Raw genomic sequence first — 13,194 nt, 5'->3', positions numbered from 1 at the left:
TCAAAAGCAAAGTAACCCAATTTATGCATTAAACTAATCGACTTTGTTCTACAGCAGCTTCAATAAAAGAAGAAAAAAGCGGATGTGGATCAAAAGGACGGGATTTTAATTCTGGATGATATTGAACACCAATAAACCATGGATGATCTACATATTCTATCGTTTCTGGTAAAATACCATCAGGAGACATCCCAGAAAAAATCAAACCACACTGTTCTAACTTATCCTTATAATCAATATTGACCTCATAACGATGACGATGTCGCTCGACAATCTTGGTCATCCCATAAATTTGAGCAATATGACTCTCTTCTTTTAATTCAGCAGCAAAAGCACCAAGGCGCATCGAACCGCCGAGATCACCATTTCTTGTACGTTTTTCAAGGACGTCTCCTTTAAGCCATTCTGTCATTAAACCTACAATTGGATTGTCTGTTTCGCAAAACTCACTCGATGAAGCATTCTCAATCTGTGCAATATTGCGCGCAGCTTCTATACAAGCTAATTGCATCCCAAAACAAATCCCTAAAAATGGAACTTTACGCTCTCGTGCAAATTGAATTGCTCGAATCTTCCCTTCTGCCCCACGTGCCCCAAAAGCACCTGGAACCAAAATTCCATGGGCTTTTTGTAAAGCTGAAACAGAATCTTCTTTTTCAAAAAGTTCCGAATCAATCCACTCAATATTAACTTTCACTCTATTCGCTAAACCACCATGCGCAATCGCTTCAATAAGAGATTTATAAGCATCCTTTAAGCCCGTATATTTTCCTACAATAGCAATCGTGACTTCTCCTTCAGGATTGTGAATACGATGCGTAATATCCTCCCAACGATCCATCTTGGGGGAAGGTGCCGAATCGATTCCAAAAGCGCAAAGAACTTCAGAGTCCAAACCTTCCTTATGGTATGCCATAGGAACATCATAAATCGTTGGCATATCTAATGCCTGAATGACTGCATTGGAGCGAACATTGCAAAAAAGTGATAATTTGCACCGTTCTGTTTCTGGAATAGATCGATCTGCACGTACAAGCAAAATATCAGGAGAAATACCAACTGCTTGCAATTCTTTGACAGAATGTTGTGTTGGTTTCGTTTTTAATTCACCTGCTGAAGGAATATAAGGCATTAATGTGAGATGGACATAAACGACATTTTGTCTCGGTAACTCATTGCGAAGCTGACGAATCGCTTCTAGAAAAGGCATTGCTTCAATATCACCAACCGTTCCACCTATCTCACATAAAACAAAATCAAATTCTTCATTTCCCATCGTAATGAATCTCTTAATTTCATCTGTAACATGAGGAATAACTTGGACTGTTGCCCCCAAATAATCACCACGCCGCTCTCGTTCAATGATATTGCGATAAATACGCCCTGTTGTAATACTATCTTGGCTATTTGCAGAACGCCCAGTAAAACGCTCATAATGACCAAGATCAAGATCCGTTTCTGCACCATCATCGGTCACAAATACTTCACCATGTTGATAAGGTGACATCGTACCGGGATCAACATTTAAATAAGGATCAAGTTTGCGAAGACGTACGCGATAACCACGAGCCTGTAATAACGCTGCTAACGCCGCCGCTGCGATGCCTTTTCCAAGGGAAGAAACCACACCACCAGTAATAAAAACATAACGTGCCATGGGCTTATGGTGATAAGCAATTTATAATGATTTTTCCAGCAAAAAATGCAAAAAGAAACAATTTTTCTTCTAAAATAAAAAAGGTGAAAAAATCACCTTTTTAAAAAGTCTATATTTTCTTAAAAAACTATTTTGTACTGTTATCCGGAACTGTGTTTTCAAGAACCTGTGGAACTGGACTTTCTGCTTCAGGATTTGTGGACTGTTTCTGTTCCTGCGGAGAATTCGAAGTGCCTCCTAGCTGTTCAAGAACAGAAGGGGAAGACTCATCATTTGATGATGGAACTGAGCCTGAGCCTTTATCGGTAGAATTCTGTTCTGAATTAACCGGTATACGCTTTAAGATATCAGAACTAGAATTTGATATATTACCCACCACGGTAAGTCCAATAGACACAACAAAAAAACAACAGGCTAAAATAGCAGTCAAACGTGTTAAAGGGTTTCGAGATCCACGAGTTTTCATCAACCCTGAGCTATTACTCACACCTAGCCCACCACCTTCTGAAGGTTGAATTAATATAACACCAACCAAAGTAATCACAATCAAAAAATGAATAACTATAAGTACTGTTTGCATAAACCCTGCTCTTCAAATAACTCTTTAATAGCTATTTACACATAAATAACGCACAATCCAAGGGGAAACTCAAATTTCTCTGCTATAGTTTACGACAAACATCGCAAATAGTTAAAAAATCAATCGCTTTTAAGCTTGCTCCACCTATCAAAGCACCATTAACATGAGCAATGCTTAAAAGCTCAAATGCATTGGATGGCTTTACGGATCCACCGTAAAGCAAACGAATCTTATTGCCTTCATCACCAAAACGAGAGCGCACCTTATCACGAATGAAATGATGTACTTTTGCAATATCTTCTGGAGTCGCTGTATTGCCGGTGCCTATCGCCCAAACTGGTTCATAAGCGATAATGGTATTCTCTTCTGTTGCATCATCTGGTAAAGATTCTTCAAGCTGCTGCGTCAGAATATCCAGCACTTTATTATTCTTACGCTCCTCCAATGTTTCACCAATACACACAAGAGCCACAAGACCTGCTCGCCACGCAGCTTGCACTTTGGCACAGACAATCGCATCATTTTCTTGGTACACTGTACGACGTTCTGAATGCCCAATAATAACATGACTTGCTCCCGCTTCTTTAAGCATAAAAGCTGAAATATCTCCAGTATAAGGACCATGATCATCAAAGTGACAATTTTGTCCTCCTAAAAGGAGATTTTCACCATTCAGCGTATTAGAAGCACGCGATAAAAGCGTTGCTGGAACACAAATAAGCGCCTCAAAAAGATGACCTAGATCAGAGCTAACGCCTGTAGCAATAGCACGCAACTCTCCAAGCGATTCACTCGTTCCATTCATTTTCCAATTTCCAGCAAGAAAAGGCCGAATATTTTGAGACATATTTTCACCTCAAGAGCTCTTACAATACATTGTTTATCTGTAGTTACCAAATTATAAAATGAAAGCAAGTCTTTAAAGCTTGCATCTTTCATCTCTTTATTGCAAATTCCATTACAGCTTTGATAATAACTCACATTAAAAATGGACCTGAACAATGCTTGACATCATAAGAAATGCTACAAATTCTTGGATTTTTAGAATTTTCCTTGCTATTTTACTCTTATGCTTCATTCTTTTATGGGGGGTACCGCAGTTACACAAAAAAAGTGAAAGAGATCTTATTACATCTGGAAAGTCCACAGTAACTATCGATGATTATCGTCTTGCACTCGCCGATCAAAGCGCACGTTTAGCATATGCAGCTCATCTTGGACGAATGTTTACAGCAAATGAAATGCAGCAATACCAAATTCCTGCTTTTGTATTTAATCAATTACAACAAAATGTACTTCTTGATGAACAAGCACGTAAAATGAAAATAAGTCTTTCAAAAGATACAATAGCTCATACGATTGGTTCTGATAAGATGTTCCAGGTAAATGGCACTTTTGATAAAAACTTGTTTTATAACTATCTTCAGCATTTACGTATTAGTGAAAGTGCTTTTCTTAATTATTACACCAAACAAGAAAAGCGTAATCAGCTTATTGCTGCTTTACTTTCTGATATGAAGGCACCAAATCTCTTTTATAAAGCACTTGCTCTTTATCAAGAAGAAATGCGTATTGCTGATTATCTTGTTATTGATCTAAAAGAAAAGAAAACAATTGCTGATCCTGATTACGCAACATTACAAAAATGGTTTGAAACACATCAAAGTCAATTTCGTGCTCCAGAATACCGCACTGTCTCTTTGCTATCTATGGAACTTAATGATTTTGTAAAACCTCAAGATATCTCAACAGATGAGGCGAAAGCCTATTATACACAAAATGCTTCACGTTTTGTAACGCCTGAAAAGCGTACATTCGAAGAACTGCGATTCCCCTCACGCGAAGAAGCCGATAATGCAGCAAAAAAAATAGCTGATGGATTGAGTTTTGATGAACTGGTAAAAGCTGAAAAAAAGACTCTTAATGAAATAAAAAAAGGGCCTCTCGCAGAAAATGAACTTCCTAATCATCTGACATCTGAAATTTTTGAACTTCAACAAGGTCAAGTCAGTTCTGTGATAAATGACTTACAAGGACCTGTTATCATTCGCGTCACGCATATTGAACCCTCAAGCTCTCTTCCTTTTGAAAGTGTAGAAGAAAATATTCGCCAAACACTTGCCAAAAATCGTGCTACTGATGATATCCGTAACAATTATGCAGCCATTGAAAATGCTCGTTTTGAGGGTGCTTCTCTCAAAGAGTTAGCTGACCAATACAAGTTGTCTTTGCGCACAATTACCATTGATAAAACAGGAAAAACGCTTGAAGGTGCAATACTCACGGATTTACCTCAAAAAGATATTTTACTGAATGCCATCTATCAATCAAACGAAGGAGTCGATCTTGATCCTCTCTCTTTTCAAAATGGTGGATATCTCTGGTACAAGGTCGATAAAATTATTCCTGCCCGTGATAAGACACTTGAAGAGGCTAAGCTAGATGTTCTTTCTCAATGGAAAAATGAGGAAATCCAACGTCTTCTTGATGAAAAAGCCCAAAATGCTCTCAAACAGCTCACGGAAGGAAAAAGTCTTGTTGCTCTTGCTCATACCCTTGGTGTTACAAAACAAACAACACCCACCCTCCGGCGTCAAGACTCATCTGAAACCCTTGGCGTTGAAGGCATTAAAGCATTATTTTCCGCTCCCAAAGGTCATTATGGCATCATAAAAGGTCCGGTTGCAACAAACCGTATCATTTATCAAATAAAGACTGTAACCATGCCTAAAGATATCACGTCTCATACTCTTTCAACTGAAGTCCGCACCAATATAGATATGATGATAAGAGAAGATCTCAAGCTAGAAATGCTACAAGTTGCCAATAAAGAACATCCTTTGGAAATTAATAGCACAAATTATAATCAGATCTTTAACGCTCTCCAATAAAAAGATTTTACATAATTTAAAGAACTTATTTGATAAAGTTTCCGTCAGCTCTTCGTCTATAGTTGAAGAGGTAAGATAGATCTCTTGTTTGCATATCTTAGGATCAAACATTTGTATAATGATTCATTCTCTCGCAAATCAGTGCATGTATGGATTTGCGAGAAAATAGTCAATGGAATGTAGAGTCGTTTTTGCAACGCATTAAAAAACATTATTCATCCAAAGGTTGTAAAGGTTGTCGCCCATTAAGCTATAAATATCATCCCTATCGTCACTCATTTATAGCTCATCATATTACTACTCTTAATATCATTCATAAGGAGCATATTTCTTCTTCCTTAAATGATTTCATTTACACACCAAACTTATAATATACAAAAAAACTATTTTTAAAATTCATTATAAAAATGGAGAAATCTTTTTCTATTCAAGACTCTCATTCAATATGAGAAAAAACGAATTATCATTATAAATCAATATATTCATAAATCATAACAGTCATCAATTATGATGTTATAATTTCTCAAAAATAAGAGTTTTTTATAGACTTATAGACTGCTAAGATAACTTCTCTCATAAAATAGAAATTTTATTTCATTTGCAAATGAGCTACAATCAATACATTCAGAGTACTTAAAAGTTCTTCATCAAACAAACCAATGTATTAAGATTTATCTCATGTTTTTCTTTCTCTGCATCTCACCCATCCAATACACTGAATAAAACATATTACTGATGAAGAAATACACTGTATTTTCAAGATCATAAAATTTCTTATTCTTTTGCGTTCATAACAACCAAAACATCAACATTTTTTATAACAAAAAAATGGTTTGGAATCACAATGGCTCCTTTTATCTTCATATGAGAAAATCAGTCTCCATGTTACGCATTCCAACGTAGTAATATTCTTTTACAGTATCTTTGGAAAATTGCCGCTTATTGCTGCCCTTGTTATCAACCAATAGCGATATATCAATGGCAAAGTTGCACTCTCTTGAAAAATTGCTGCCCCCAGCTGTATAGCTTTTTGAAGAGAAGCCGGTACAATGACCAATGGAAGAAAAGCTGGCTTAAGAATTCTAGGTAAAGTACAAGAATACTCGTAAAATTGGGTATAATGATCGCGTGATAATGCTACCATAGCTTCAACAATACGACCCTTTTGTTGATCACTGAGACGATGAGATTCCAAATCTTCCCTATTCACTCCTACAGCCTTTAATATATCAGTAGGTAAATAATATTGATATCGTGATTGCATGAATGATAAAAGACGCAATACACCGCTTAACCCTTGAGAAATCCCTCCATGTTCATAGATATCTGTAAACTCTTGTGCAGTTTCAGGATCTAATATCTGACAAGAAAGCTGTAAAATTATGCCTGCTGTCTCACCACAATAATGCTCTAGATCATGAAGTCTTTCTATTGGATTGTGATAAAGATCTAAAATTTGCGCATCACAATAACGTAAAAAAGCTGTCTTAGGTAAATTAAAAAGAGTCATTGCTTTTAATAAATCATTCAAAATCGGATTGTTTCCACTCATTTGCATTTCACCATGAGCAATAGCATCATACCACCAACGTAACCGTATTTCTCCTATGAGTGGATCATGTACACTTTCGCGGATACGAGAAACTTCAGCATTAAATACATAAAGAGCAGCCAATGCTTGGCGCTTTTTTTTAGGTGCAAATAAAACTGATATATAGCGATCACGATCTATGGTACGTAAAATATCAAGACAATAAGGAAGAGAGCCTATCATTCTATGAACCTATTAACGTCCCTTTTTTAGCAATTAAATTAATATCCTCTTTTTATTCATATTAAAAAATGAAGGATAAGCAAATACAGTTCAGAAAATAAGATTTTTAAATGTGTCTCTTAACTGTATTGTGAATTAAAGTTTCTTTTCTAGTCACTTTTCGTTTTAGAAAGAAAAAAATTAAATAAATAATTTTTCTGATAAAACTTATCTTATAGGACTTCAAGTTTTCATTTGCAGTAAAAAAGCTAAAAAACAATCGTAACATGCATAGTAAAACTTGAACAACAAACAACGAAAAACACTTTTTCAGTGGATAGATGACAATGTTATTTTATAAAAAATGCACTGATCACAAAAACTTCATCAACTCATTGACCTCCTCCCCATCCTAAAAGACAAAGGTTCTTACCAATACCAATTTGTAAAAAGTCTAATTGCTCTCGGTGAGTTTCTGTTACTATCAATACATTTATTTATAATCATAATTTGTTGTTTTGTATGTTAAATTAGAATCCCAAATATCGTAGATATGCTTTCATTTCAAACCAATTCCAGGTTAAATTAATAAAAACCATTCCCTTGCACGTCCCAAGCGTAACTGGCTTGTAGGTAACAACTGTATGAGAAAGAACTAAAAATGCCTCTTATGAACTGTCTCAAGTGCCAAGAGTTGATCACTCATGTGATTCATTAGGAACGACGAGCAAGCTTTGTCCTAAATACTTGCCGCTGTATTTAAAAACACTTTTGTATTTAAAAACACTTTAATATGTTAAGTTATGTATATTCTATACCCTTATATCACCGCCTTAAACGACGGTACTTTACGGCGCAGAAAAATAATCGCACAAGTCTTTCATCTAGACGAGAGCATTTGTTTTATTAAATACTCTATTCTACCGCAAATAATAACGCCGCAACAGCGCGATCTTCAGCCAATAAAACATTAAATGTACGCACCGCCGCTCCCGTACTCATTGTATCTGATGAAATACGTTTTTCCCCTAAAAGCACCCGTAACTCTTCAGGTAATCGTAATAATTCAATTCCAGTACCTATTAATAAAACTTCGATTTCAGAAGCTTCTTCTAAAATACGAGATATATCCCCTTGAGTGGGAATAGGCCCTGCCATGTCAATGCCATAAATACCTGATGGTACACAAATAATAGAACCTCTATGAGACATATCAGCAAAACGAAACCCACCATTTCCATAAGCATCAATAGGTGCGCGACTTGGAAAATGTGCTTCACGAATTTGAATTGCATCGAACATGAATAAGCACCTTTTATTTTTGAATAATCCAATTGTCTTTGCTACTTCTCACCATAAAAATTAAAGTAAGGCTGATATAAACATTGATATGTTAACCATAACCTAGTACTGAAGTGAAAATTTTTATATAATACCCTAATCTTCTCATACAACAAATATAGGAAAATTTGGTAATAAATCGCGATAAATTGCTATACCTGCTTCAATAAATCTATCTTTTAAAAAGTTTCCTCAGCTTATTTACTCACAAATTTCTTTTTATAAAAACAATGATCTTATTTAAAAAACAGAAAAAAATTGCGTAATATTCTATAAATAAAGCAACTATTTTAATAATCTAAAGAAAACAAAAACTCCATTTTCTGTAGCCACTATAAAAGCCCCTTTTCCAATGAAATTGTCTTGATCTTGCCAAGCTTTTTACAAAAATGCTTAAAAAATGTAATAAACTGCCATTACACCTTAAGATGCATTTTCCTTTGATATAGCTTTTTTCTCTTCAGAGATACTCATATCTTCTTTTGTTGTCGTTTTAGATTTAGACTTTTGTGGTGTTTTTGCTTTAGCATTAAGTTTTGATTTTTTTTCTGCAATCGGCTCACCTTTAACGCGCACATCAGCTAATGTTGAGCGAATAACACGAATATTTATACTCTCACCAATTTCAACCTCTAATTCACCACTCTCGTCGTGAACCTTCGTAACCTTGCCGATAATACCACCACCCGTTATAACTGTATCACCACGACGTACTGCATTAAGCATTTCTTGGCGTTTTTTCATTTGGGCACGCTGTGGACGAATCATAAAAAAATACATAATTGCAAAAATTAAAATGAATGGGACAGCGTTAGCAAATGAAATTCCACCGGAAACATCGCCTGCAACTTGAGCATAAGCGTTCGTCATAAACATTTTTATCTCCTATAGTTAAACCTCAGGTATTTCCCACTCTATTAAAATGAAATTCCGATACAGAAAAAATTCCTAAAGAATTTATCATAAAAAGCAATAACTACATAATCTAATCACAGCTTTACAAAAATACAATAAATCCTTAAGAGGCAGAATACCAAAATACAATGAGAAAAATCTTAAAAAATAGATTCACTTTCCCCTATTGTATATCCTACAATATAAATCTTTTCACTAACTCAATAAATTATACAAGATAATTTTTCTAATGAACAAACTTTAATTTATATAGATAATTTATCGTTTTTGATATCGAACGACAGATCTAAATACAATAAAACGCTCTTATTTCAAACCTTCTGAATTAATCAAAACGATTTTCTTGCACGTCACACATATGAAATGAGCCTGTAGATAAAAACTTTTTAAGAAAGGCGTGAAATATTTTTTTTCATGCTTCTCTCAAATGCAAGAGCAATTGGAACACTCAAAGCTGACAAATAGTATGATACTATTTCTTACACTTTCATAAATACAAAGATGGTAATATCTAACGCCCCCCACGAACTACTCTCCTGAAACCAATGATTTTTTGCTGCTATGTTATTGATTTAAGAAAATCAATTGTTTTTCATGAATTTTCTATAAACTGTAAGACTATTCAAATGTAAAAATCATCAATAAATTAGTTTTCTAAATATTTAAGGGGATCAACAGGTAATGAATTCTTACGCATCTCAAAATAGACACGTGGCGTTTTAACATTTCCTGAAACACCAGATTTAGCAATCTCATCACCGCGCCTTATCCTTTGTCCTTTGTTAACAACAAGCTTACTATTACATCCATAAATAGTGATAATATCATTTTCATGTCGAATCATCACAACATTACCAAGCTCTTTTAATCCATCTCCCGCGTAAATAACCACACCATTTTCTGCCGCCTTTACCGAAGACCCTTCAGGCACTGCAATATCTATTCCTCGATTCATTACTGTTCCCTTTTTTTGACCGAACTGGCTTAATAAACGCCCTCGTACTGGCCAACGCATCTTAGAAATTCCTGTGGCTTGCGGAGTCGTCATATTATCTGTATTCGTAACAGTACTTGACAAACCAGTCTCATGTTTCAATTGCGTCATCTGTTTAGAAAAATTTTTCTCAGAACTTGATTTGTTCATCTTTGCAGAGGGTGGCGTTGTTACAGGAGCTTTATATATAGGAGAGGACTTCTTGTTTTTTATAGAGGACATCACTTGAGATTGGGATGTAGATTCTGTAGTTGACACTGCCCAATCGTTATTATTGTGTGCATTTGAAGCTGATAATGTACGCCTGCTTGGAACAACCAGTACCTGACCGATATAAATGGAATTGCTGTTTATACCATTTGCTAATTTTAATGCCTCAACACTAACCCCTACTTGTCGTGCAATACTGAGCAGTGTATCTCCACTTTGGACAATATAAGAATTCCGCCGAAAAATAGGAGATTTATCCATTTGTGAACGAGAAAGTGTTCCAAGATTACGTGGAGGGGAGCCCATAACGCGACCATCAGAAGAAGTTATCCTATCTTGATGTGGAAAATTATAGGGAGAATTGTCATCTCCCCACGAATCATCACCTGATTCCACAGGTGGCAATTCAGTGCTTTGTATCATACCACTACCGTATGATAGCATTCGCGGGTCTGTATACATAGTGCTTGATATATTTGATTGAGATGATACCGTACGATGAGAGAACGTATTGGAAAAACGCTGTGTACCAGAACTACAACCAGCAACAATAGTTACCACCGCTAACAAAGTTATTCTCTGAAAATTATGCTGGAAAATATTATCCAAAGCTTTTAGATACATCGTTTTGCTCACTCATCAATAATCAACTCACTCCATTAAAGCTTTTTTAAATTACCGAAGAGTTAAAATGAGATGTTTTATTCATAAATATCTTTATATAAGATCAAAATGAATTTAACGTAGACAATTTGCAGAAACTTCTTAGCTTTTAAAAATTAAAGTATCTCCGCAATGCCTTTAATAAAAGGTTGGTAACGCACTTGGAATAGTTCTAAACACTCAAATCGACTACCAATTTTTGTATAGCGCGTCACCGTTTGTACCCCTTCGTCAGGTCCTATCGCCTGAATGAGAATTCCATTTTCAGCTAAAAGTTCTAAAAATTCCTTTGGTTCATCAAAACGTGATGGCCAAATAAGAATGCGATCAAATGATCCTAAGCCTGTCACACTATGACTTCCATCAATCTGCCTTATAACAATATTTTCAATTCCTAAAGTTTGAAATTTTTGGCGTGCTAAATCAACAAGCGTTTTATAACGATCAATCGTTGTCACGCGGTCACTCAGACATGCCATAAGAGCAGTACAAAAACCAGATCCTGTACCAATTTCTAAGACACGATGCCTTTTTTTCAACGATAATGCCGAAAGAATTAAGAGTTGTTCTTCCAAACGTTCCATATATTCACCACACTCAAGGGGAATAACTTTATTATCATAAGCACTATTGAACCAAGGAGCAGCAACAAACTGTTGACGCGGAATTTTCTCTAATGCCGAAAAAAATCGCACGTCATCAATGCCTTTGCTACGCATTTTCAGTACAAGAGCGGCTAACTCCTCACGAAATTGTAAAATACCCTTTTGCCCCATAGTATCATTCAATCTCCAATGGAGGTACACTTTTATCATACTGACAAACTGCTTCTTTTAAAATGGCAAAAACTTGCGTCTGTGTATCATCACCTCTTGGCAATAAACGCATATTGTCTCTCCTTTCGTAAAATTAAGCAGTAATACAGCGCATGCCTCCCATATAAGGTTGTAAAACATCTGGAATAATAATTGATCCATCAGCCTGTTGATAATTTTCAAGTACGGCAATAAGACAACGTCCAACAGCCGTACCAGAACCATTAAGGCTATGAACAAAATGCAATTTTTTATCGCCTTCTTTACGATAGCGCGCATTCATACGGCGACCTTGAAAATCTCCACAAACTGAACAGCTAGAAATTTCACGATAACATTCTTGACCAGGAAGCCAAACCTCGATGTCATAGGTTTTACGCGCTGCAAACCCCATATCACCCGTAGAAAGAACCACTGTGCGAAAAGGCAAACCAAGCCGTTTTAATATATCTTCTGCACATTCCGTCATACGTTCTAATTCAATTAAAGACTGCTCTTCACTGGTAATCGAGACCATTTCAACTTTCCAAAATTGATGCTGACGCAACATACCGCGCGTATCACGACCGGCTGCTCCCGCCTCTGAACGAAAACAGGGAGATAAAGAAGAAAATCGCAGTGGTAAATCTGATATTTCAAGAATTTCATCGTTGACCAAATTGGTTAATGGCACTTCTGCTGTGGAAATAAGCCATCGACCATCTGTTGTACGAAAAAGGTCTTCAGCAAATTTCGGTAATTGTGCTGCTCCGTAAACAATTTCATCACGAACAAGAAGAGGTATTGAGACTTCTGTGTAACCATTCTCATTGACATGCACATCAAGCATAAACTGGCCTAATGCTCGTTCTAGCCGTGCTAATGCCCCTGAAAGTACTGTAAAACGTGTTCCAGACAAACGACTAGCTCGTTCAAAATTCATCTGCTTGAGATCTTGACCAAGATCAAAATGTTCCTTTGGTGTAAAATTAAATGTTGGAGGTGTACCAAAATGTCGAATGACGACATTATCACTTTCATCTTTACCTTCTGGAACATCATCTAATGGAATATTTGGAAGTGCTGAAAGAATTTTCTCAAGACTCTCCGTCAGCTGTTTTTCTTCCACTGTTGCAGAGGAAAGAAAAGCTTTAATCTCTTCAACTTCAGCTCTAAGACGTTCAGCCATTTGCTGATCCGATACCGCTAAAGCCTGTCCTATTTCCTTTGAAACAGCATTGCGACGTTCCTGCGCCAATTGCACCTTAGCAATATGCGACCGACGTGCAAGATCAAGTTGTATTAACCTTTCAGCTTGTGGCTCAAGACCTCTACTTACGAGTGCTTTATCTAATTTCTCAGGATTGTCACGAATCCACTTAATATCAAGCATAAA

At 36.1% G+C, this 13,194-nt stretch carries 10 protein-coding genes; 1 reads left to right on the top strand and 9 read right to left on the bottom strand.

What is annotated here, in order from left to right; translation table 11 throughout:
• Positions 1 to 28: 28 nt before the first annotated feature.
• The 3 genes from ACFIK0_RS02125 to tpiA all read right to left on the bottom strand — a co-directional run bounded on the left by ACFIK0_RS02125 (position 29) and on the right by tpiA (position 3,084).
• Complete coding sequence (locus tag ACFIK0_RS02125; protein ID WP_273791140.1) at positions 29 to 1,657, bottom strand: CTP synthase; 1,629 nt, start codon at positions 1,655 to 1,657, stop codon at positions 29 to 31.
• Positions 1,658 to 1,784: 127 nt separating this feature from the next.
• Positions 1,785 to 2,237: a preprotein translocase subunit SecG gene (gene secG / locus ACFIK0_RS02120; RefSeq protein ID WP_273791139.1), complete on the bottom strand. Its 453-nt coding sequence runs from the start codon at positions 2,235 to 2,237 to the stop codon at positions 1,785 to 1,787.
• 82 nt (positions 2,238 to 2,319) lie between these two features.
• Positions 2,320 to 3,084 (bottom strand): triose-phosphate isomerase, encoded by a 765-nt coding sequence (tpiA, locus tag ACFIK0_RS02115; RefSeq protein ID WP_375631362.1) that lies wholly within the window; start codon positions 3,082 to 3,084, stop codon positions 2,320 to 2,322.
• 154 nt (positions 3,085 to 3,238) lie between these two features.
• Between tpiA and ACFIK0_RS02110 the strand changes: the two genes are divergently transcribed.
• Positions 3,239 to 5,128: a peptidyl-prolyl cis-trans isomerase gene (locus ACFIK0_RS02110; protein WP_375663404.1), complete on the top strand. Its 1,890-nt coding sequence runs from the start codon at positions 3,239 to 3,241 to the stop codon at positions 5,126 to 5,128.
• A 913-nt stretch (positions 5,129 to 6,041) separates the two neighbouring features.
• Here the strand turns inward: ACFIK0_RS02110 and ACFIK0_RS02105 are convergent.
• From ACFIK0_RS02105 to serS, 6 genes are all read right to left on the bottom strand, one after another.
• On the bottom strand, positions 6,042 to 6,902 hold the full coding sequence (locus tag ACFIK0_RS02105) for a phytoene/squalene synthase family protein (RefSeq protein WP_375663403.1): 861 nt from the start codon (positions 6,900 to 6,902) through the stop codon (positions 6,042 to 6,044).
• Positions 6,903 to 7,796: 894 nt separating this feature from the next.
• The gene (locus ACFIK0_RS02100; protein WP_375643084.1) at positions 7,797 to 8,183 is read right to left on the bottom strand and encodes an Mth938-like domain-containing protein; all 387 of its coding nucleotides are present in this window, start codon (positions 8,181 to 8,183) and stop codon (positions 7,797 to 7,799) included.
• Between the two features lie 462 nt (positions 8,184 to 8,645).
• The gene (gene yajC / locus ACFIK0_RS02095) at positions 8,646 to 9,098 is read right to left on the bottom strand and encodes a preprotein translocase subunit YajC (RefSeq protein WP_375637377.1); all 453 of its coding nucleotides are present in this window, start codon (positions 9,096 to 9,098) and stop codon (positions 8,646 to 8,648) included.
• Positions 9,099 to 9,783: 685 nt separating this feature from the next.
• On the bottom strand, positions 9,784 to 10,965 hold the full coding sequence (locus ACFIK0_RS02090) for a peptidoglycan DD-metalloendopeptidase family protein (RefSeq protein ID WP_375631367.1): 1,182 nt from the start codon (positions 10,963 to 10,965) through the stop codon (positions 9,784 to 9,786).
• Positions 10,966 to 11,120: 155 nt separating this feature from the next.
• Positions 11,121 to 11,780: a protein-L-isoaspartate(D-aspartate) O-methyltransferase gene (locus ACFIK0_RS02085; RefSeq protein ID WP_273791164.1), complete on the bottom strand. Its 660-nt coding sequence runs from the start codon at positions 11,778 to 11,780 to the stop codon at positions 11,121 to 11,123.
• A 133-nt stretch (positions 11,781 to 11,913) separates the two neighbouring features.
• Positions 11,914 to 13,191 carry a serine--tRNA ligase gene (gene serS / locus ACFIK0_RS02080; protein WP_375631757.1) on the bottom strand — a complete coding sequence of 426 codons (1,278 nt, stop codon included), beginning with the start codon at positions 13,189 to 13,191 and terminating at the stop codon, positions 11,914 to 11,916.
• Positions 13,192 to 13,194 lie beyond the last annotated feature (3 nt).

This window comes from Bartonella sp. CL63NXGY, assembly GCF_042194905.1.
Taxonomy (GTDB): domain Bacteria; phylum Pseudomonadota; class Alphaproteobacteria; order Rhizobiales; family Rhizobiaceae; genus Bartonella.
The sequence above is the reverse complement of the archived record's forward strand: the minus strand, read 5'-3'. Positions and strand labels throughout refer to the sequence as shown.